Raw genomic sequence first — 20,134 nt, forward strand, 5'->3', positions numbered from 1 at the left:
TAAGCGGTTTTTAGTTAGATTAAAAGTAAAGGTTTGAAGTTACTTTTGAGAAGGTGCTTTAATATCCATCTCAGTATTCAATTCAATACCTTGAGACTGAAGGTTCAACGCCAATTTAACTTTCATATCCATATTTTTAAGCGTTTCCATCTGTTCAGTTAGTTCTGGATCAGCAGCCATTTCCATAACCGGTAGAAGCGGCGTAAGCATCTTTTTATAGTCCATTGAGAAATTCAACAAACCATTACCCGAAATCTGTTCTGAACCCAATGTATCTGCCAGAGCCTGACCACTTTCTCCTGCAAAGATAACCAAATGCTGACCCTTCAACGCTAGCATAGGCTTCACGTTTACTTCAGGAGGCATCGGTACCATCGTAGATAAATCAATAGCAGTACCATCTTGAGGTAGCTGAATAGCCGCTAGAGGCGGAGCAAATGACTTCGCCATATCAAACAGCACTTTTGGATTATCAGCAGAAAGAGAAACAATACCTTGCAAAGATTCAAGTTGCGGTGCAAAACCTTCTGTCTTCAAGCTGAAGTCCTGAATAGCAGCGCCGATACCTTTGACACCTTGAGCCATACCCGTAAACATTGCTAAAGCTGCTGGGTTAGCCTGTTGAACACCCGCTTGCATCTCAGCTAATGGCGCACATTTGTAGGTAGATTCAAGCATGTTGCTCCAAATAGAAGACAAACCAGTACCTAGCTTGTTGACATCCAAGCCTACACCCAAACCAAATACCTGTGCATCGTTTAGGTATGATGGGATATAACCTTGAAGAGAAGTTAACGCATCCATCACGACTTTATTCTTGCTTTCAACGACAGTTGAAACACGCATAAAGCTGCGTTCTGGTGTAATTTGAATATCATCAGCGCTACGAGCACCGATTACAGTACGTGGCCAATTAGCCGCAATAGCAGCCATTTCAGACTGACATTCAGGATTACGCACATCAGCCAAACCGTCAGGTTCGCCTGACGCAGTCATCGCTTGAGTCAACATGCTAGCCAATGTATTACCGTTTTCAGTGGTAAAGGCTGTCACTAGCTGCTGATGATCGATATAAGAGACATAGTTCTTAATAAAGCCGTGTTGCGTTGCAATCTGCTCGACTGTACCAGCCTGTTGAAGCGACTTTGCAGGTTCTGCTTGAGCTAAAGCAATATCAATTGTTTTAGCATCATTTACATGCGTATTGATGGTCCAAGTAGCCCAACCATCTTCAAAGGCTACAAGTACTTCGAACTTCTCGCCCTTTTCATTATTTTCTAACGTATAAGCACGGTATTGTAGATCGCCAGAACTGCGCAGTTCATGTTTAAAACCACTATCTTGCTCTGCTTTGTCTAACGCAGCCCATAAACCTTGAGCATTTGTAACTTCATAACGAATAACAGGAATGAAGCCTACTGCGTAGACATACATCCTCAATTCATCTGGTAAACCAAATGTTTTTTGAAATTCAGCAGGCGAACCTGCGGCTTCAAAATAAGCTTTGATTAGGCTAGTGAAGAAACGTTTTTTCGGATCAGTTTCATCATCTAGTGCATCTAGTAGTTCTTGAGGTGCTTTTGCCTGAAGAGAGCTCGTAGACTGAAGGTAGTTTTTAAGCGGAAACGGTTCTAGCTGACCAGAGAAGAAAACCGTGTCGGCAGGCACATATGCCAATGGGGATTTAGATGTGGCACTAATACCACCATCTTGTTGGGTTAGGATGTAGCCAACAGCACCGGCTGCTACAACTGCACCGGCTATAATGACATTACGCACCTTACAAAACTCCTTTTATAAATTTATCTAGATCTTAACTGAACTGATTCAAACTGTCGTTAGTCACAGAAGAAAATAGGAATAATTCTTACTAAGGATTAGATCAAGCTAATGATATAGCCAGATTTGATATTGAACGTATTATTTAACCGTAAAACCAGCATGCATATGAAGAAAGATAAAGACCTAACAACACTCTCTTCTAGAAAAGAACTGGATGAATTTATTCAGCTCGCCAACGAACTCGCTCCTGCCAATGCTAACGCTCAGGGTCGTATTTTGTTTGCATTAGATGCAACAGCTAGCCGTCAAGCGACATGGGATCATGCCTGCCATCTGCAAAACCAAATGTTTTCAGCCACCAGCGAAGTCGGAAACCTTGCCGTTATGCTTTGTTACTTTCGGGGTTATCAAGAGTTCCAGCATAGTAAATGGCTGAACCAGCCTGTTCAGCTTAGACAGATTATGGAGAAAGTCTCATGTGCTGCTGGTCATACCCAAATACAGAAGGTACTCCAATTAGGTATAAACGAAACCCGAAAACAAGAGGTGAAAGCGATCATATTTATCGGCGATAGCCAGGAGGAAAGTACCGACAAGTTAACTTCTCTCGCAGGTCAACTTGGGTTACTCAAAACGCCTGTCTTTATTTTTCAGGAAGGTGCTGACTGCCGCGCTAGGCAAGCGTTTACCGCCATCGCCCATCTATCAGGAGGTGCTTATCACCACTTCGATCATCATAGTTCAGAATTGTTAAAGCAACTTTTGATTGCTGTTGCCATCTATGCCAGCCAAGGTAAACCAGCATTTCAACGCTATATCGAAAATAAAGGGCACGCAGCAAAACATCTACTTGAGCAGTTACGGTAACATAGACAACTTAGTCATTGTGAATTGTTAAACATCAGTATAGGTACAATGTGAATCCAATTAGCTTAGTAGTTTTAGCCGGATTAGGTTTTCTGGTTTTCTTTTGGCTGAAGACTCTTAAACCGGCAACACGCACTCGAGCAGTTATCGCTATTATTTTAGTTATTGCCTCAACATTCGTTCTGTTGATGGCTTTGACGGGGCGCCTTCACTGGATTGCAGCCGTAGCAGCAGGTTTACTGCCCTTCGCCCGCAGACTTTTCCCTCTCTTCATACGTTTTCTGCCGTTCTTAAATTACCTGTATAAAAAACGACAGGGCCAAGCGAGCTCAGGCAACGTTTCGAAAGTGGAAACAAAAATTTTGTCTATGCGTTTAGATCATGATTCAGGGGTGATGTATGGCACGGTTAAACAGGGACCGCTGCAAGGAAAAGAACTAGGCGACTTAAGTGAGCAAGAGTTTATGCAATTACTGCAATACTGTCGTGAACATGATGGAGAATCGACTCGTTTATTAACAACCTACTTAGATAAACGTTTTGGCGATAGTTGGCGCGAAGATGATATCCCGAATAACGATAATGCTAACAATCACTCTCATCATGGGACGATGAGCCACCAAGAAGCATTCGATATTTTAGGTATTTCACCTAATAGCAGTGAGGAAGAGATTATCGCAGCACACCGTAAGTTAATGCAGAAGCTGCACCCGGACCGCGGTGGTAGCGATTATCTTGCAGCCCAGATCAATCGGGCCAAAGATATTCTGATTAACGATTAAATTTTCGATACAGGCGTTCGGGGCCGGCTCTTTCTAACCGAAACCCCGAATGTCCAAACGTAGGACTATATCCCTTTAACAATAAACCGCCCTTTTTATCCTTTTCAAAAACGAGAATTTCATTATCTTCGCGGCCGTCAATATCTACAAAATGAATAACAACTCGTCCATTTTTCATCAACTGCCAAGAGCCAGTTTGAACGATTAACGGCTGACGATTACGATAATCTTGAGTTAAAACCGCTTGCTGATCGCTCGATAACTCTAAAGAGATATAACGCCCTTGTGACCTTAACCCAGGTAGCTCTATTCCATACAAACCAGGAAGAGTTCTTAGGCCTAACTTGCCTTGTCGTGCACAGCCCTCAAAGACAGTACCATTTAACACCATCCGAGCCGTATGTTCGTATTCGATTCCATAACGATCCTGACATCGTAAACGTTCGACATTTAAACTCAGACTATAGTTCTTTAAACCTTTTAACTGGCTACTCCACTCAAGACTACTTCCAAACTTAATAGGATCGAATAGGGGGAAAATCAGCTGCTTTAAACGATCGAACCTTTGAACATAAATGCCATCATCCCGAACATCCGCTATCCATAAGGGGCGCTCACCTGCAGCACGGAATTCATTACCTGAAAGTTCATAATTACAGGTTGATTGATTACCACCAATCAGGTGTACCTGATAAACCTCCCAAGGCTCGCCTGGCGCAAGATGGGAGCCACTCATCTCCGCATAAAAAGCGGGCTCCATTGAATTATCCAGTTTTCGCTCTAATCGACCGGTATGATCATTAATCAATTCGCGTTTATTAACGTAACAGGGCTTAAAGCTGAGCCCTTGGTCTGTCATGTTCACAACCCCACGGCGAAATAGGGGACCTTCCTCAGAACTGAATTCTGAAGGCTTTTTCTGACAACCTGTTAGAGTAATGATCATTAAAAAAACTACAAAAAAAGGCAGAAACGAGAAGCATTTACCGGTTATCATATTAACTATTGCGAGATGCGGATCGAATAATGATAATAAGCGAATAGAACAAGGAGGGCAAAATATGGCGAGGCCAGCAGAGTTTGATCGTACTGATGTCTTAGAGAAGGCTATGAATGTTTTCTGGAGAACAGGTTACAGCGCAACATCGGTAACCGACCTCGTGAACGCGACCAAATTAAAACCAGGATCACTTTACGGTGCATTTCAAAGCAAACGGGGTTTGTTTTTAGAGGTTATAGACACCTATGCTGCGCGCAGTCTTAATCGCGTTTCAAGCGTAATGGAAAATGCTGAAACTCCTCTGAAAGGAATCGAGCAGTTTTTTAAATGTTTCTGCGATGATCTAGTACATGATCGCCTTGGTAAAGGCTGCCTGATGGTCAATACCATGCTAGAACTTGCTACAGAAGATGATGAGATTAGAGAACGCGTAGGAGGCTACTTAAGCCAAGTAGAAACCTATTTTACTAACGCGCTCATTCAAGCCCAAGAACAAGGATTGTTAGATAGAAAGCAGTCCCCCGAAGACCTTTCAACATACCTAATGACAAATATTTGGGGGCTTCGCGTATTAAGTAGCAAGCGTCCTCACCAGTCTAAATATGATGCAGTTATTACGAATATGCTTAAGGCACTTCACAGTCCGTGCCATTAATAGTAACTGACAATAAAAAAGCACTGATCTGCGGTGCTTTTTTATTTGTATAAACCTACGCTTATTTCACATCATAAGCACAACGAAAACCGATCGATCCATAAACGCTTCTGCCACTTACCGGCGGTTTCACATTTCGGAATGAACTACGCAAATTAGCTTTATTCTCATCCCAAGAGCCACCACGAACCACCCGTTGACGTCCCTGATCTGGACCAATCAGATCTCCATTCACATAGCGTTCAAGACCGTTTTTAGCATACCAGTTCATCGTCCATTCACCGGCATTACCATGCATATCATGTAAGCCATAAGCGTTTTCAGCGTGACTACCTATTGGCCAAGTACGATCTTCACCGCAACCGTCAGGTTCATTAGGGACCGATCCCATCGTTTTTCCGTCATCAAGAATGGCATGTTTACAACTTACTTCTTGGCCCCAGGGGTAGCGTGAAAGCGTATTTGCCCGCGCGGCTTTTTCCCATTCCGCTTCAAAAGGTAAACGGCCACCTTTAGCTTTACAGAAATCTAAAGCCTGCTGCCAATCTACACAGTTAATCGGATGATTCCCCCGCCCCTCTGTCCCCAAATTACAATACTGGTTTCGTTTATGATTTTTTGGTCGTTGGCAATTCCCAGCATCAATACATGCTTGATACTCAGCAACCGTTACTTCATGTTTATCAATCAAGAAAGTTGGCACGTGAACAGCTGTGCCTCCGGGCTTTCCTTCATCATTTTCACAGTCATTATCTCCCTGTGAACAACCCATCTGAAACTTACCTGCATCAATCTGGATTTTACTGGATTCAGCGAATACGCCAGAAGTAAAACCACTGAGCAACACTGCTACATAGCACATGTTCTTATTCATGCCCTTTCCCCTGCTTATATACATTCTTATCTTTATCAAGCGACAATGGTATCTAACCCTCTAAAGGTAGAGCAGAAACTCATCAGATAGTTTCAACAAGAGCAGAATTATTTGCTCCGACATAGTACTGACTACATACTTTGTTCACTCACTGTCGCTAAAAAGAAACCACATAACCCATTGATTTTATTAAGTTTGAATAATTAACAACCAGCCCGCTGTCTCTAATTGGCGACATATATCAGTCCTTTTCGGATCTTTTTTTAGCAGCCACAAGACAAAATCTACAAAAATACACATAACCTGTTGTTTTAATTGAATTTTCAAAAACTGGCACATCACTTGATATATCCATAGCGAATTTAAAATTTTTGTTATTACCCGATCTATTTCGTTAAGGAGAAAAATATGAAATCTGCAGCACTTACTCTAGCGTCCATGCTTTGTGTTTCTACAATTGCTTTTGCTGAAGAAACAAAACCTGCTGAAGTTGTTAAGGACGTTCAACCTGAAGTGATGACTCAAGAAGCACCAAAGGCAACAAGCATTTTCGAAAAACTAGATGAAAACAAAGATGGCAAAGTTAGCCCTCAGGAAGCGCAGGTTTCTCCAGCGTTGGTAAAAGGCTTCAATAAAATTGATGCCAACAAAGATGGTTTTCTAAGCCCAGATGAGTTCTCTCAACTACAAGTTAAGGCGACAACGTCTTACGTAGCTTCTAAGAAGCTATTCGTTTAAAGGGTTCACTTGTTGGTATAAGACTAGCCCCACTGATTCCGAGACAGCCTCAGCTCAGTTAGTCGAGTACCAACAGGTAACAAGTTGATTCAGAGCATCCATGTCCACAACATAGCCGCCAGCTCTGTTTTAACATGGCCGGTGATCAGGATGATCCCGGCCAACCCTCATCCTTAAGCCGTCTATCCACAGATAATGGAGACTACCCAATTAAGGCATAATTGATGGATAATACTCATACACTTGTTTAACTATGATTGTTTAATGGCCAAATCGACTCGCCAACCATGGCGACTCAGCTCATTGAAGCAGCTGGTACTTCTATCCTTTTTGGTTGTCGTAACACCTTTCGGCATCCTTATTTTTTACGCTACTGATGCTCTTGTAGAGCAGTCGGCGCAAGGCCGTGTGCTCGCACAACAAGCTTTAGAGGTCACGCGTAGAGGCCAACAACTCGAACGATTAGCCGAAGATATTACCCGTTCGGCAAGGCAATACCAGATTCTAGCTAAACCTGAAATTCAAGAACGTTTAAATCAGTATTTGTCGGAATACAGACAAGCGCTGGTCATCCATAGCTTCCTGCTGAATGAGCAGAATAAAGCTAACGAGATCACTGAATTACTCGAAGGTATCGAACGCGCTCACCCTATTGAGGCTAATTCACTACTCAGCCTCACGCGTGTGGTTAACGAACAGATCGACTTAGTCTTAGATCAACGTTTACAAGCACTTAACGAAACCGCGCAAACAACACAGACTAAATTAAGCACCTTGGCGATTATTCTTCTTGGCTTAGAAGCCCTGTTAATCCTATTTTTCAGTTTTAAAATTATCCGCCCAGTTAACCGGATTGCCGCGCGGTTACAAGCACTAGGTACCGGCGAAGAATATATAGGTGCCAAAGTCGGCGGACCGGATGAGTTAGTCGAGTTAGATAGGCAGCTTGATTGGCTAACAGAACAGTTAGCTGAAGTAGAAAACGAGAAGCAGCGTTTTTTACGCCATATGTCTCACGAATTAAAAACCCCGTTGACCACGCTGCGTGAAGGATCTGATCTTCTAGCAGAACAGGTTATTGGCGATCTTAATACCAGCCAGCTTGAAGTGGCTAATCTGCTGCAGACAAACTCACGTCAATTACAGTCTTTGATTGAGCAACTCTTGGACTACAGCCGATTAAATCAGAATGAACCGGTTAACTTCCATCAAGTACATATACTGCCGGTTATTAACGAAGCGATTGAGCCTTTTAAGCTATTGCTCGAACAAAAGAAGATGCTGGTGCAGCTGCCACAAGAAGATATCGAATGGTTTACTGACCGGGCAATGCTTATCCGTATTATCGGCAACCTGATATCAAACGCGGCCCTCTATGGAAGCTCCAGTGGCCGCTTACTGGTTAGCACCAACGTACAAGCAGACTATCTAGTTATAGAAGTGGGTAACGACGGCCCAATCATTCCAGATGAAGATATTCCACACCTATTTACACCGTTCTACCAAGGCCAAAATCGACGCATTGGACCTGTTAAAGGCTCCGGTATCGGATTGAGTATTGTTAGAGATGCCGCTGACTCATTAGGTGCCCACGTCACTTTACATCGCAATCAGGATAGCTTTGTCAGCTTCCGCGTCAGCCTGCCAGTTAAAGAGCTTAATACCCATGATTAAATACGCTCCACTCATCTTGTTACTGTTTCTACAAGGGTGTGAATTTGTACCGACAAAGTCACCTATGCCTGAACCAGAAGTAACAGAGAAACCAATCTGTCGTATCAACGAAACACGACTTGATCAGTTACAAGGCATTGAAAGCCGCTTTCTACAAAAGCCTGATCAGCGCAGCAACATCATGCAGCGAGCTATTCGCAGTAAAGACAGCGCCCTATTAGCTCTACTTCTATCAACACCGCTTTCTTCAACAGAGCAATTACAGCAAGCCAAACGTAATTTTTCTAAAATTGTGCTCTACCCTCACTCATCCTGCCCTGGGGATCGTTACTTAGATATTCGTAACCAGTTCGCAACCGCGTTGCTATGGATGCGAGCGGAGCAAGATAATTTGTTAGAAGAGAATCGAAACCTGCAGGTTAAAATCGATGCGCTCACCCAGATTGAAACCGATCTAAACAATGAGCGTGAGGTACAGGAATGACCCCTCACGTTTTATTGGTAGATGATGATGCATCTCTACTAAAACTACTTTCAATGCGCTTAGAAGCCAGCGGATTTAAAATCAGTTGTGCGGAGAGCGCTGAACAAGCTCTCGAGATCCTCGATGATCAGATCGACCTGGTCATCACTGACCTTCGTATGGAAGGTATGGACGGCCTTGCCCTTTTCCAACAACTGCAACAACGCTATCCGCAGCTGCCAGTCATCATCATTACGGCTCATGGCTCAATCCCAGAAGCAGTAACGGCAACTCAACAAGGCGTTTTTGGCTTTCTCACCAAACCTATCGACAGAGACCAGCTGTTAGAAACAATTAATGCAGCCCTTGCGGGTACAAGTCGATCCGATAGTACATGGCGCAAAAACATTATCTGTCGCAGCCCGATTATGGAGAGCTTACTTCAAGAAGCAGAACAGATCGCAGGCTCCGATGTCAGTGTGCTCGTTACAGGCCCAAGCGGAAGTGGTAAAGAACTATTAGCCAACGCGATCCATCAAGCAAGCCCACGCCATAAAAAACCGTTTATTGCGATTAACTGTGGTGCGCTACCAGAGCAACTTTTGGAGTCCGAACTGTTCGGTCACGCCAAAGGCGCATTCACTGGAGCTGTCAGCAAGCACGAAGGTCTTTTCCAAGCAGCCAACGGCGGAACTTTGTTTCTGGATGAGATTGGCGATATGCCGCTATCCCTTCAAGTTAAGCTCTTGCGCGTTCTACAGGAAAGACAAATTCGACCTGTGGGTTCTACCGACACTATTCCTGTTGATGTACGCGTAATCTCTGCCACTCACCGCGACCTGGAAGTAGCGATGCAAGAGCAACAGTTCCGTGAGGATCTGTTCTACCGTCTTAACGTGGTGAATCTTCACTTACCTCCGCTTGCAGAACGACCTGAAGATATTCCACCTCTGGCACGCCACTTTGTTGAGCAAGCAGCAGCGAAGCATAACCCCAAGGTTAAGAATATCTCCTCAGATGCACTTCAGGTTTTAGCCCAATCGGCGTGGCCGGGTAATGTCCGCCAATTAGAGAATGTGATCGAGAAGGTAACGGCATTAAGCACAACACCGGTCATCTCTGATAGCGCCATTAATCGAGCCTTGGTCAATCAGGATCAGGTTATCCAGAACTTTAACGACGCTCGTGCTGATTTTGAAAAGCGCTATCTCAGAAAGGTATTACAGATTACCGAAGGCAATGTTTCTCAAGCAGCAAAAATAGCGGGAAGAAATCGTACCGACCTATACAAGCTCTTAAAAAAGCATGGTTTAGAAGCTGCCGATTACAAAGCCTAATTAGACAAAGAATGCTCTTTGATTTGGTAATTAAAGGGCATTCTTTCGCGCGATAATAAACACTTCCATACCCTTATGGCCGTAATGCCATTGGCTCTCAATGCTAAAGCCAGCGGCTTTAATCTCATCGGCCAATTCATCTTCCGTGATCACGAATAGATCAGGCATTAATCCGAAGCACTTACCCACTGGTACAACCAATTTAAGAAAGCGCATATAAGAACCGCCCAAACAACCGGTACTACTCACAAAAACGCCACCGGGTTTTAAGATTCTAGCGACTTCAGCTATCACCGCTTGCCAGTTGGGAATCAAATGAATCACATTTAAGCCCAAAACCGCATCAACGCTTTCAGTCTCAGCATTGAAATCATTCAATGTCCCTAGATGAAAATCGACATTCCCTACACCTGCTTCTTGCGCTCTTTCTCGCCCAATTTCCAACATATTTTCGGAGATATCTATGGCATCAATATGACCAACAAATGGCGCATGATGGATAGCAGTCGTACCTGTACCGCAGCCAAACTCAACCACACGCATATCAGAAGAAAAGTAACTTTGCGTTTCCTTTAATTTCTTTTGATACATCGCTTCATTGGGAACTGCTTTTTGCGAATACTTTGCAGCAACGCCATCCCAAAACTTGTCCGACTCTATTTTATTCACAGGCTTGTTCATCTATCCCTTTCCTTTGGGCTATTTTAAAAAGCGGCCTTAAAATAACGTAGATGCCTGACCATGTAAAAGTCAGTAATTTCTGGTTTAACCCTCAAAGGTTTGATTGCGCCGAAGAAGTCCTCCAATTCCTACAAACCTAAAAATTCTCAACTATATTTTATTACTGAATCCACATAGAGGCAGTTAGCGACTTAATTCAGTTTCGGCCTTTATCTGATCAGTAGTCATATCGAATAGATAGGTGTGTATATGCGAGTTAAAACGTGTTTATTAATCTGCACATTAAGCCTTCCGGCCTTAGCACAAGATGATGTGAACATGGACGCAATTGAGGGTGAGCAATTCGATTCCGATTCAGTACATCTACTCACAATGCCTTACCCGCCTTACACGGAAGTTATTGACGGTAAGATTACCGGAACATCAGTAGAAAATATCCGTTGTGCTTTTGAAGCGATGCCCGAAAAGGTTGCAATACACGCAAGGCCTTTCAATCGAGCAAAACTGCTTACAAAACAAGGTAAAGCTGACGGTTTCTTTTCAGCATCCCATAAAAAAAGTCGTGATAGTTATGCAACACATTCAGGTGCCATAGAAACCCAGAACTGGACGTTCTTCCAACTGAAGGATTCCCCTTTTGACCCTGAATCTGAAGAGTTTAAACAGAAAGCTGTAACCACCAGCTTTTTGGGATCAAACATGCACAGCTGGCTGCAGAGCAATGGTTATAAAGTTACCGGAAACCCGCCGACGAACAGTGAACAACTGCTCTCCATGCTTATACATAAACGGATAGATGCGTTTTTGATGAATGAGCAAGCGATGGATCATGCGATGACTGACAAACAGAGAGCGATGACTAAAAGGAAAGTAATTCACAGCCACAATTTAGGTGTCTATTTTGGCCATCATTTTCTAAGACACAACCCGGGCTTTTTAGAACGATTTAATAGTGCTTTAGCTGTGTGTACAGAAGGGAAATTTACTCACCGTTCAGAAGAAATTTCACCTGCGTACCTTAAAAAGTAGAACTGTATTCGTAACTGAATTATTGCAATAAAGTCGATAAGTATCGGGGCAAGCATTATTTAATCGCCCCGATCTTTTCAACGAAAAAAAACAAAACACGACTATTTTTTCACAATCGTTAACAACACCTGCCCAACCGAAATACCAAATTTCTTCATCTTTGACTCGTTCACAATCACGGAAGGTGAAACCAGATACATCTTATCATCGATAGTCAGATCGATAGTGCCATCTTTATAAGGTGCTCTAAGAACATATTGCATAAACAATGCATTGCCACTGACCAGAGCATTTGCTGGCCCAACCACATCATTAGCCGCAGCAATGTATTTTCCCGAACCATCAGGTGTCAGCGTCCAAACCCGGCGTTGTTTTTCACCATCATCAAAAACAAAATATTCTTCTAATACTCCAACACCCTCACGCCAATAAGCTTTGATGTCGGCATTGAAATGACGAATCACTTTTCCTGACCAATCCTTTACTACACCATGGGCAGTAAGATCACCATCAAAAAACTCCTCTAAAACTAACTCAGGATCCTTATCCTTGTACGCCTCAATATTGATAGAGGAACACCCCGTTAAAAATAGAGGGCCAATAAGAAATAAGCGGAAAAGAAAGTTTTGAACAGTCAACTTGATACTCCATATACATAAGCGATTACTAGTTATGTATACGGGTAAGCTGTTTTTTGGATTGTTGAGTAGGACTATAAATCGTCCAAGAAGACTGACGATTTATTCAGATTAAGATGAATTCTTTTAAACTTTCGTGCTCATCAACTTTTCACTACTGCTAAATCCTAGGCGGGTATACAAACTATGGGCATCATCAGTTACAAGAAACTTAAATTTATCTTTCCAACGCGGATCGTTAACCATAATTTCAGTTAACCATTTCCCCAGCCCCTGACTTCGGTATTGCTCATCAATAATGACATCAGCCAGATAAGCGACTGAAGCGAAGTCGGTGACCACTCTGGCAAAGCCAATCTGTTTTTCACCTTTAAAGAGTGAAAAACAAACACTGTTCTCTATCGATGTTTGTATTACATCAATAGCTCTCTCATTTGCCCAGTAAGATTGTTTTAGCAGGGCTTGAACGCTTTCGAGCTGAACCTTTTCCCGTTCATCGTAGATCTGAAAACCACCTTTTTCATACTTCATAAGAAACCCCATTTAAAAATCATAAAAAAACAGCCATGAAGGCTGTTTTGATAAGTTACTCTCTTAGACGTTCAACTCACGCTTACTGATAATCATCCGGTAGCGTAATACCCATCGCATTGGCTTCAACCTGGGCTTGTTGCTGAAAGCGCTTACGCACCATCGTACCTTTAGGTTTAGTCAGGTAGAACAGCCATTTGCTCGCGATTTCAGGTTTCAGGTTATGCTCTTCACCCCAGCTTTGGATAAATGCGAACAACGTGTTATCGCTTTTATCAGGTAAGGCTACTGCAACAGGTAGATCGAGTTGCTCTCCTGCTCGTACTCTCCGACTGATTACATCATAGTTGTAGCGAAAGTCTGGAAAAACATCGACTTCATCTTCAGTACGTAAACGAAACCACCCCGTTGCTTTACCGGCATGGTAGATCGCAGGGTGGGTCCATTTATGCGTAGAAGCTTTATCAGCATTAAGACAGGCTTCTTCGTAAGCGTGCTTAGTTGCAGGCAAACCATGATCCCCAGTTTGAGTGCGCAGTACATCTAAAAATTCAGAGATCGTCGGCATCCACGCGCTATGCTCTTTGCAATAATCAATTGCAGCCACCAGCTCGTGTTCGGTATAGCCACCAAGACTAAGCGCCCATTCGCGTTTTGCGATACGGATTTCGTCTTGGGTCTCAAAACAGCTCTTAAATTTATGGCCATAGATCGCCATAAAACGCGCAAAGATCATATTTACCAGTGTTTTGACTTCGACTGTTAGCTCTCGCTGAGCAGTTTTTGTTCCCTGCTCTTGGTTACCAGTCGGTGTCCTTGATGTCCATGATTGCTGCGGTAACCCTTTGTCGTTTTTCGCGAGTATCTCTGCGGGGGTTTTCATGGCTGAAACCTTTGCCTTGTTGTTCGTTATTTATACGTTGTTGACGTCCATCCCTAGTTTGCTTGTTAATCCACTCCCTTTTTACCCAAGCTAGGAATTTCTGATCCCAGTTGGTTTCTTTACGGTCTTTATCTAACCAGTAAAGCACAAATTCATCCAAACATGTTTGTGCAAATTGTGGCGATATATTATGCCGCGGAAGCAACGCATAAAAATTGTCGGACGGTTGCCAATTCAGCTCCATTCCTTGAAGCTGTTTTTTACGCTGCTCTTGTTTATTAAAGCACACTTGTAACTCATCAGAGCGGCCGTTATTAACCTGCTGTGCTTTTCTCGCCCAACCTATGCTGCCACCAAAGGTCGGAGCAGGACCAGGGTTAGGGATATTCTGTGGCTGCACTGCTGGCGCTTGATCAGGATAGTACGGCGTATCCTTCATCTCTGGATACTGATCCTGTGGATAGCCTGCATGTTCAGGTTGAGTTTGTGGGTGATTTTGCTGGTTATAATTAGATTGTGCATACCTCGGTTCTAGTTGCTCAACCTCGACAGGCAGTACTTCAACCTGTGTCGGAATCGTTTCCATAACCGGTAACCGGCTTACAATCTCAACATCACCTTCAGGCACTTCATCAAACGATGCTTCAGAGACTTGCTCTTCAACAACAAAACGGATTCTTACACGGCCATCATTAGCGAATGCGGCATCAATGATGTTTGCACTGACTAATTCGCTGGTTAATTGAGCCAATCGCTCTTCGTCCCAAAACTCACCTAACGCAAGCCATTGTTCACGAGAAAATATAAGTTCTGGCGCTTGGTCTGTATCCGTTACATTTTGGAGACGTTCTACCCTTTGATGATAGAGCGTCAACAATACAGCCGCTTCAACACCTACCTCCTTGACTAAGGATGGGTATAGCAAGATAGGTGTTTCAGAAAAAACATAACTCATGAATATGTAATCTTACCTAAACAGATTTGGCATTTCGTTAACCGAATACCATAAACAAAAAAGCCGCAGTGATGAGCCGCGGCTTGTGACCATCAAACGTGATTAGCCATCCTGTGCAAAACGTTCTACTGCGCGTAGAACATCTCGACGACTAATCTGGCCGATCAGTTTACCATCTTTTACTACCGGTAAACGACGGCGTTTGTTATTAATAAATTCTTCCGCCACTTTTATGATGTCGGCATCATGATTAATGGTGTAAACCTCTTCCGACATGTAAGTACCAACAAGACCACCCATCTCTTCTTCGTGGTAGGTTAAAGTCAGGATCGCTTTTAGACAGTCAACTTCTGACATTAAGCCAATGAGTTTGCCATTTTTATCGACTACAGGCGCGCCTGTGATTCGGTATTCGAGTAGCTGATTTATCGCATCAAAAAGATCGGTTTCAGGGGTAAAGGTGATTAAGTCTTCACACATGTAATCCTGAGCTTTTACGGATCTTAGCATTACCATTCCTCCATGGCCGGCAGCTTTAACAGGTCTGGAAACATCGACCTGCCAAACCACCCAAACAAGGTAAACCGGTAGAATTTTCAACCGGGCTACCTCTATGTGTACACCTAACAGTGACAACTCGCAAGCGATCAGATCAAGGTTAAGCCCGACAAGAATAAGTTAATGCTCAACGGGCTAATTCCTTGTAGGGAGAAGAGCCAACTTATGGCCCCTAAGCAGCTTTTGTGATTTTTGCTCAATTAAAATAATTAATTGAAAACAACCGTTTTATTACCCTGCACTAAGATCTTATCTTCCAAGTGCCAACGCAAACCACGGGAAAGAACTGTCTTTTCTACATCACGTCCTAAACGCACCATATCTTCTGGCAGATCGCGGTGGCTGATGCGTACTACATCCTGATCAATGATCGGACCTGCATCTAGCTCTTCAGTCACATAGTGACAGGTTGCACCAATCAGTTTTACACCACGCTCATGGGCTTGATGGTATGGCTTAGCACCGGCAAAAGACGGTAAGAAGCTGTGGTGGATATTAATGATGCGATGAGCATATTCAGCACAGATGTCCGACGGTAAGATCTGCATGTAACGCGCAAGCACGACCGTTTCCGCAGAGTGTTCGCGGATTAAACGGCTCACTTCCTCAAAGTGAGGCTGTTTATTCTCTTTATCCACAGGCACATGATAGAAAGGAATATTATGCCATTCGACCATGCTGCGTAGATCGTCGTGGTTGGAGATGACACAAGGGATCTCACAGTCTAATTCACCTTCATGATAACGATAGAGTAAATCAGCAAGACAATGTGCTTCTCGGCTTGCCATCAAAATCACACGCTTAGGGGTAGCGGAGTCAGTGATATCCCAATCCATATTGAAGGATTGCGCTATCGGTGCAAAAGCAGACTTTAACTCTTCGAGGGAGAAAGGTAGCGTTGTCGCACTAATCTCTACACGCATAAAGAACCAGCCGGTTGTACTATCAGAATGTTGGTTAGCGTCAGAGATCGAGCCACCATGGCTAGAGATAAAGTTACTTACCATCGCCACAATGCCCACTCTATCGGGACACGCCAAAACCAGCCTGAATCTACGTTCCATTTACGTAAAGCTCCGCAAGAAAAAGTGAAGCTTCATTCTAACAGTAGTTATTTCTCTGGTGGAATTATCTAATTAAGTAATCTTGCCCTAAAACAATAAATTTTTATCTCTCAGTTAAATAACTGATCAGAAGCAGCTGCGCAGCGGAAATCATTTCGGTGTAAACCTGATATAGCATGGGTATACCAGGTGAGATGGACTCGCCCCCAGGCCGTTAATATATCTGGGTGGTGATCTCGAGCTTCTGCTAACTCCCCTACCTTGTTTGTAAACGCTAAGGCCTCGACAAAATTTTTGAATTTAAAATTACGTTGCAGCGTAGGAACACCGTCCATGTGAACAACGTCCCAATCTTGCAGCGACTTCAGTAACATCGCTATTTCTGACTCATTTAAAGCTTGGCTATCTTTATGGCAGCTTTCACAAGCTTCTGTGGCTAAATCCATCATGTCATGTCACCTCATCCAGTTGCTATTACATAGTTCTATATCAACAAGGTTTTCCATCCGCTTAATCACTCATATACTGTAATTGATACAGGGAAAAGGGAATATCAAAGATGTCAGAACCTATGGCCCCTTTAAGCGCTTGTCGACTTGGGTTAGATACACATCAAGAACCCACGATTTACCTTCGTCAGGATAGTCCAGTTTGCCGCTCTGAGGGTTTTTCTGCCCTCTCTCGGGTGATGGTTCGGACGGAACGAAAACACCTGATCGCTACCCTCAATATGGTAACAAGCAACCTTTTAATGCCCGGTGAGATCGGCTTTTCCGAATCTGCTTGGAAAAGAATGGAGCTGAGAGAGGGGAATTCTGTTTGGTTATCTCACCCTAAACCCGTGCAATCCCTCTCCTATCTGCGCGCTAAAGTATTTGGTAGCGAACTCAGCCAAGAACAACTGCGTGAAATCATCGATGATATTGTCGCAGGGCGCTATGCCGATGTGCACCTAGCTGCGTTTATTACGGCCTGTGGATCAGACAAACTAAGTATCCGAGAGATCACCGATCTAACCCGCGCAATGGTCGATTCTGGCAGCCAAATCGAATGGGGCTTGCCACAAGTTGTGGATAAACATTGTGTGGGCGGGTTACCCGGCAATCGTACAACCCCCATTATTGTTTCAATTCTAGCAGCTGCTGGATTGACTATGCCTAAAACATCTTCACGGGCCATTACCTCTCCTGCCGGGACTGCCGATACCATGGAGACTTTAACTAATGTCAGCTTGAGCTTAGAGCAGATGCGTTCTGTAGTTGAACAAGAAGGTGGCTGCCTAGCTTGGGGAGGATCAGTGCGACTCTCCCCTTCTGATGATCTACTAATCCAAGTAGAGCGTGCTTTAGATATCGACAGTGAAGGCCAACTGATTGCATCAGTGCTCTCAAAAAAAATAGCCGCGGGTGCTACTCACGTTGTGATTGATATTCCGGTCGGCGAAACCGCAAAAGTAAGAAGCCAAGAGTCTGCACAAGCACTTGCAGATAGCTTTAAAGCAGTAGCTAGTACTCTAGGGCTGACTGTGCATACGCTACTGACCGATGGATCTCAACCTATAGGTAGAGGCATAGGGCCTGCACTTGAAGCACGGGATATTTTATTGGTACTGCAAAATCAAAAAGATATGCCCACAGACTTACGGCAGCGTGCCGCAGAAGTTGCAGGCGCCATGTTAGATCTGATCAATGATTTGCCAGAGGGCGAAGGCTATACACAAGCCCTTAGGATTTTGGAGTCTGGGGCGGCTTGGGAGAAGTTTCAGGCGATCTGTAAAGCTCAGGGGGGTCTTAAAACACCACCAATTGCGCCCTACCGTTATGAATTAATTGCCCAGACAACAGGCATCGTTGATCAAATTAATAATCGTAAGCTCGCTAAAGTGGCCAAATTAGCCGGTGCTCCAGCCGACTTAGCAGCAGGAGTAGATATGCATTGTAAGCTAGGTGATAAAATCGATCTTAATCAACCTCTGCTAACCATCCATGCGGAAAGCTCGGGTGAGCTAAGTTACGCCGTCGATTATTTAGAAGATCATTCGGATATTGTCCACATTATTGCTGGTAAGGAGTCGTCATAAAATGCAGCCAATTCTATTCAATTTAGAAAGTGACCACGACCTTGCACAAGCCCTTGCGATTGAGGTCAATGCAGAAGTCGGAAAGTTGGATCTTCGAAATTTCCCTGACGGCGAAAGCTATCTACGCGTATTAAGCGAGTGCCAACATCGTTCCGTTATTGTGCTTTGTAACTTGCATCATCCCGATGACAAAATTCTCAAACTCATTTTTCTAACCCATACACTGAAATCCCTAGGAGCTGCTCGCATCGGGTTAGTAACTCCTTACCTCGCTTATATGCGCCAAGATAAAGCCTTTCATCCGGGGGAAGCAGTGTCATCACGTCCTTTTGCCCAACTTCTCTCAGAACATTTCGACTGGCTAGTCACACTGGATCCCCATCTACACCGATACAACTCCCTAGATGAGATCTACAGTTTAAAAAGCTCCGTAGTTCATGCAGCCCCCATGATTGCCGAGTGGATAAATCAACATATTGCAAAGCCTCTACTTATTGGCCCTGATAGTGAAAGCGAACAATGGGTGAGCGAAGTTGCACATTTAGCCGAAGCACCTTTCCAAGTATTAGAGAAAGTACGTCATGGGGATTACTCTGTCGAAGTGTCAGCGCCTGAAATCGAACATTGGAAAGATCATACCCCCGTGCTGGTAGATGATATTATTTCGAGCGGTAAAACCATGTTAGAAACCCTTACCCACCTGCATCAGCTTGGGTTAAAGTCCCCCACTTGTATCGGAGTGCATGGACTGTTTTCTGATGAAGACTTTAATGCACTCGCTATAAAAGCCAATATCGTTACCTGCAACAGTGTGCCTCACAAAAGTAATGATATTGATATTAGTCATACGTTAAGCGAAGCCGTGCTGAAGTGGATCTAAATGTGAAAAACTATGTTGCCGATGATCTGGACTGCTGGCTTGATCCTACATTTATAAATCCAGACGAAGCCGAGTATTTTTACACCTCATTATACGAAGAGGTATCTTGGCAACAAGACAAGATCCGAATGTTTGGTAAATGGGTTTCTATTCCGCGCTTACAAGCCTTTATGGCTGATTCTGGCATAACCTATACCTATTCCGGTTTAACCTTAGCCGATAACCCTTGGCATCCTGTTGTTGCGGAGATAAAGAAGCGTGTCGAAGAATACACAGATACCTCTTTCAACGCCGTGCTCATAAACCTGTATCGCGACGGTAATGATAGTATGGGCTGGCATAGGGATAATGAACCAGAATTAGGTGACAACCCGAAGATAGCCAGTGTCTCGCTAGGCAGTAGTCGACGTTTCCTATTAAAATCGACAACCGATCAACGCCATGAACTTAACTTACCCTCCGGCTCACTATTATGGATGGGAGATCAAGTACAAAAGCACTGGCAACACAGCATCCCAAAAACCAGAAAAGTAATACCACCTCGCATAAACCTCACCTTCCGTGACATGAAAATTTAATATAAATCAAAAGATTAGCAGTAGAACATTCTGGTATAACTAATATATTCACTAATATTCTATATAAAGACTAACTCATTTAACT

22 protein-coding genes are annotated in these 20,134 nt (G+C 43.7%); 11 read left to right on the forward strand and 11 right to left on the reverse strand.

Annotated features, from left to right (window positions below):
- Positions 1 to 39: 39 nt before the first annotated feature.
- On the reverse strand, positions 40 to 1,779 hold the full coding sequence (locus ACMXYU_RS12040; protein WP_415898862.1) for a hypothetical protein: 1,740 nt from the start codon (positions 1,777 to 1,779) through the stop codon (positions 40 to 42).
- A 132-nt stretch (positions 1,780 to 1,911) separates the two neighbouring features.
- Between ACMXYU_RS12040 and ACMXYU_RS12045 the strand changes: the two genes are divergently transcribed.
- On the forward strand, positions 1,912 to 2,649 hold the full coding sequence (locus ACMXYU_RS12045) for a VWA domain-containing protein (RefSeq protein ID WP_415898863.1): 738 nt from the start codon (positions 1,912 to 1,914) through the stop codon (positions 2,647 to 2,649).
- A gap of 50 nt (positions 2,650 to 2,699) precedes the next feature.
- Positions 2,700 to 3,431, forward strand: a complete 732-nt coding sequence (locus tag ACMXYU_RS12050; RefSeq protein WP_415898864.1) for a DnaJ domain-containing protein — start codon at positions 2,700 to 2,702, stop codon at positions 3,429 to 3,431.
- Here ACMXYU_RS12050 and ACMXYU_RS12055 read toward each other — a convergent pair.
- Positions 3,421 to 4,377, reverse strand: coding sequence for a hypothetical protein (locus ACMXYU_RS12055; protein WP_415898865.1), 957 nt, complete (start codon positions 4,375 to 4,377; stop codon positions 3,421 to 3,423). The two genes, ACMXYU_RS12050 and ACMXYU_RS12055, sit on opposite strands and share 11 nt — an antisense overlap.
- A gap of 115 nt (positions 4,378 to 4,492) precedes the next feature.
- Between ACMXYU_RS12055 and ACMXYU_RS12060 the strand changes: the two genes are divergently transcribed.
- Positions 4,493 to 5,086 carry a TetR/AcrR family transcriptional regulator gene (locus ACMXYU_RS12060; RefSeq protein WP_415898866.1) on the forward strand — a complete coding sequence of 198 codons (594 nt, stop codon included), beginning with the start codon at positions 4,493 to 4,495 and terminating at the stop codon, positions 5,084 to 5,086.
- A gap of 61 nt (positions 5,087 to 5,147) precedes the next feature.
- On the opposite strand, the gene ACMXYU_RS12065 is transcribed toward ACMXYU_RS12060, so the two are convergent.
- Positions 5,148 to 5,960: a formylglycine-generating enzyme family protein gene (locus ACMXYU_RS12065; protein WP_415898867.1), complete on the reverse strand. Its 813-nt coding sequence runs from the start codon at positions 5,958 to 5,960 to the stop codon at positions 5,148 to 5,150.
- Between the two features lie 408 nt (positions 5,961 to 6,368).
- Here ACMXYU_RS12065 and ACMXYU_RS12070 point away from each other — a divergent pair, with 408 nt between their 5' ends.
- From ACMXYU_RS12070 to ACMXYU_RS12085, 4 genes are all read left to right on the forward strand, one after another.
- Positions 6,369 to 6,698, forward strand: a complete 330-nt coding sequence (locus ACMXYU_RS12070; protein WP_415883832.1) for a hypothetical protein — start codon at positions 6,369 to 6,371, stop codon at positions 6,696 to 6,698.
- A 264-nt stretch (positions 6,699 to 6,962) separates the two neighbouring features.
- The gene (locus tag ACMXYU_RS12075; protein WP_415898868.1) at positions 6,963 to 8,372 is read left to right on the forward strand and encodes a sensor histidine kinase; all 1,410 of its coding nucleotides are present in this window, start codon (positions 6,963 to 6,965) and stop codon (positions 8,370 to 8,372) included.
- A complete protein-coding gene (locus tag ACMXYU_RS12080; protein WP_415898869.1) occupies positions 8,365 to 8,856 on the forward strand; it encodes a hypothetical protein in 492 nt (163 codons plus the stop codon). Before ACMXYU_RS12075 ends, ACMXYU_RS12080 begins: the two co-directional genes overlap by 8 nt.
- Positions 8,853 to 10,172, forward strand: a complete 1,320-nt coding sequence (locus tag ACMXYU_RS12085; RefSeq protein ID WP_415898870.1) for a sigma 54-interacting transcriptional regulator — start codon at positions 8,853 to 8,855, stop codon at positions 10,170 to 10,172. The genes ACMXYU_RS12080 and ACMXYU_RS12085 overlap by 4 nt, the downstream gene beginning before the upstream one ends.
- A 30-nt stretch (positions 10,173 to 10,202) precedes the next feature.
- Here ACMXYU_RS12085 and ACMXYU_RS12090 read toward each other — a convergent pair whose 3' ends face one another.
- Entirely contained in the window at positions 10,203 to 10,853 is a 651-nt protein-coding gene (locus ACMXYU_RS12090) for a class I SAM-dependent methyltransferase (protein WP_415898871.1), read from the reverse strand.
- 249 nt (positions 10,854 to 11,102) lie between these two features.
- Between ACMXYU_RS12090 and ACMXYU_RS12095 the strand changes: the two genes are divergently transcribed.
- Entirely contained in the window at positions 11,103 to 11,882 is a 780-nt protein-coding gene (locus ACMXYU_RS12095) for a substrate-binding periplasmic protein (protein ID WP_415898872.1), read from the forward strand.
- Positions 11,883 to 11,983: 101 nt separating this feature from the next.
- Here ACMXYU_RS12095 and ACMXYU_RS12100 read toward each other — a convergent pair whose 3' ends face one another.
- From ACMXYU_RS12100 to ACMXYU_RS12130, 7 genes are all read right to left on the reverse strand, one after another.
- Positions 11,984 to 12,520, reverse strand: a complete 537-nt coding sequence (locus tag ACMXYU_RS12100; RefSeq protein WP_415898873.1) for a DUF3833 domain-containing protein — start codon at positions 12,518 to 12,520, stop codon at positions 11,984 to 11,986.
- Between the two features lie 126 nt (positions 12,521 to 12,646).
- The gene (locus ACMXYU_RS12105; protein WP_415898874.1) at positions 12,647 to 13,051 is read right to left on the reverse strand and encodes a GNAT family N-acetyltransferase; all 405 of its coding nucleotides are present in this window, start codon (positions 13,049 to 13,051) and stop codon (positions 12,647 to 12,649) included.
- An 82-nt stretch (positions 13,052 to 13,133) separates the two neighbouring features.
- Positions 13,134 to 13,934, reverse strand: a complete 801-nt coding sequence (locus tag ACMXYU_RS12110) for a replication protein P (protein WP_415898875.1) — start codon at positions 13,932 to 13,934, stop codon at positions 13,134 to 13,136.
- Entirely contained in the window at positions 13,852 to 14,889 is a 1,038-nt protein-coding gene (locus tag ACMXYU_RS12115) for a DnaT-like ssDNA-binding domain-containing protein (RefSeq protein ID WP_415898876.1), read from the reverse strand. The genes ACMXYU_RS12110 and ACMXYU_RS12115 overlap by 83 nt, the downstream gene beginning before the upstream one ends.
- 102 nt (positions 14,890 to 14,991) lie before the next feature.
- Complete coding sequence (locus ACMXYU_RS12120) at positions 14,992 to 15,399, reverse strand: CBS domain-containing protein (RefSeq protein ID WP_415881960.1); 408 nt, start codon at positions 15,397 to 15,399, stop codon at positions 14,992 to 14,994.
- Positions 15,400 to 15,656: 257 nt separating this feature from the next.
- On the reverse strand, positions 15,657 to 16,511 hold the full coding sequence (gene purU / locus ACMXYU_RS12125) for a formyltetrahydrofolate deformylase (RefSeq protein WP_415898877.1): 855 nt from the start codon (positions 16,509 to 16,511) through the stop codon (positions 15,657 to 15,659).
- A 110-nt stretch (positions 16,512 to 16,621) separates the two neighbouring features.
- Positions 16,622 to 16,960 (reverse strand): 4a-hydroxytetrahydrobiopterin dehydratase, encoded by a 339-nt coding sequence (locus ACMXYU_RS12130; RefSeq protein ID WP_415898878.1) that lies wholly within the window; start codon positions 16,958 to 16,960, stop codon positions 16,622 to 16,624.
- Positions 16,961 to 17,070: 110 nt separating this feature from the next.
- Between ACMXYU_RS12130 and ACMXYU_RS12135 the strand changes: the two genes are divergently transcribed.
- From ACMXYU_RS12135 to ACMXYU_RS12145, 3 genes are read left to right on the forward strand one after another with little or no spacing between them, the layout of a single operon-like run.
- Positions 17,071 to 18,591 (forward strand): thymidine phosphorylase family protein, encoded by a 1,521-nt coding sequence (locus ACMXYU_RS12135; RefSeq protein WP_415898879.1) that lies wholly within the window; start codon positions 17,071 to 17,073, stop codon positions 18,589 to 18,591.
- A gap of 1 nt (position 18,592) precedes the next feature.
- Positions 18,593 to 19,471, forward strand: a complete 879-nt coding sequence (locus ACMXYU_RS12140; protein ID WP_415898880.1) for a ribose-phosphate pyrophosphokinase — start codon at positions 18,593 to 18,595, stop codon at positions 19,469 to 19,471.
- Positions 19,472 to 19,473: 2 nt separating this feature from the next.
- Positions 19,474 to 20,049: an alpha-ketoglutarate-dependent dioxygenase AlkB family protein gene (locus ACMXYU_RS12145; RefSeq protein ID WP_415898881.1), complete on the forward strand. Its 576-nt coding sequence runs from the start codon at positions 19,474 to 19,476 to the stop codon at positions 20,047 to 20,049.
- Positions 20,050 to 20,134 lie beyond the last annotated feature (85 nt).

This window comes from Neptuniibacter sp. QD48_11, from assembly GCF_047778095.1.
GTDB lineage: Bacteria > Pseudomonadota > Gammaproteobacteria > Pseudomonadales > Balneatricaceae > Neptuniibacter.

Bases quoted from the DNA above. Each gene is read 5' to 3' on its own strand.
- ACMXYU_RS12070 (WP_415883832.1), top strand. From the start codon at position 6,369: ATGAAATCTGCAGCACTTACTCTAGCGTCCATGCTTTGTGTTTCTACA.
- ACMXYU_RS12135 (WP_415898879.1), top strand. From the start codon at position 17,071: ATGTCAGAACCTATGGCCCCTTTAAGCGCTTGTCGACTTGGGTTAGAT.
- ACMXYU_RS12060 (WP_415898866.1), top strand. From the start codon at position 4,493: ATGGCGAGGCCAGCAGAGTTTGATCGTACTGATGTCTTAGAGAAGGCT.
- ACMXYU_RS12055 (WP_415898865.1), bottom strand. From the start codon at position 4,377: ATGATCATTACTCTAACAGGTTGTCAGAAAAAGCCTTCAGAATTCAGT.
- ACMXYU_RS12075 (WP_415898868.1), top strand. From the start codon at position 6,963: ATGGCCAAATCGACTCGCCAACCATGGCGACTCAGCTCATTGAAGCAG.
- ACMXYU_RS12140 (WP_415898880.1), top strand. From the start codon at position 18,593: ATGCAGCCAATTCTATTCAATTTAGAAAGTGACCACGACCTTGCACAA.
- ACMXYU_RS12130 (WP_415898878.1), bottom strand. From the start codon at position 16,960: ATGATGGATTTAGCCACAGAAGCTTGTGAAAGCTGCCATAAAGATAGC.
- ACMXYU_RS12065 (WP_415898867.1), bottom strand. From the start codon at position 5,960: ATGAATAAGAACATGTGCTATGTAGCAGTGTTGCTCAGTGGTTTTACT.
- ACMXYU_RS12110 (WP_415898875.1), bottom strand. From the start codon at position 13,934: ATGAAAACCCCCGCAGAGATACTCGCGAAAAACGACAAAGGGTTACCG.
- ACMXYU_RS12080 (WP_415898869.1), top strand. From the start codon at position 8,365: ATGATTAAATACGCTCCACTCATCTTGTTACTGTTTCTACAAGGGTGT.
- ACMXYU_RS12105 (WP_415898874.1), bottom strand. From the start codon at position 13,051: ATGAAGTATGAAAAAGGTGGTTTTCAGATCTACGATGAACGGGAAAAG.
- ACMXYU_RS12090 (WP_415898871.1), bottom strand. From the start codon at position 10,853: ATGAACAAGCCTGTGAATAAAATAGAGTCGGACAAGTTTTGGGATGGC.
- ACMXYU_RS12115 (WP_415898876.1), bottom strand. From the start codon at position 14,889: ATGAGTTATGTTTTTTCTGAAACACCTATCTTGCTATACCCATCCTTA.
- ACMXYU_RS12120 (WP_415881960.1), bottom strand. From the start codon at position 15,399: ATGCTAAGATCCGTAAAAGCTCAGGATTACATGTGTGAAGACTTAATC.
- ACMXYU_RS12085 (WP_415898870.1), top strand. From the start codon at position 8,853: ATGACCCCTCACGTTTTATTGGTAGATGATGATGCATCTCTACTAAAA.
- ACMXYU_RS12095 (WP_415898872.1), top strand. From the start codon at position 11,103: ATGCGAGTTAAAACGTGTTTATTAATCTGCACATTAAGCCTTCCGGCC.
- purU (WP_415898877.1), bottom strand. From the start codon at position 16,511: ATGGAACGTAGATTCAGGCTGGTTTTGGCGTGTCCCGATAGAGTGGGC.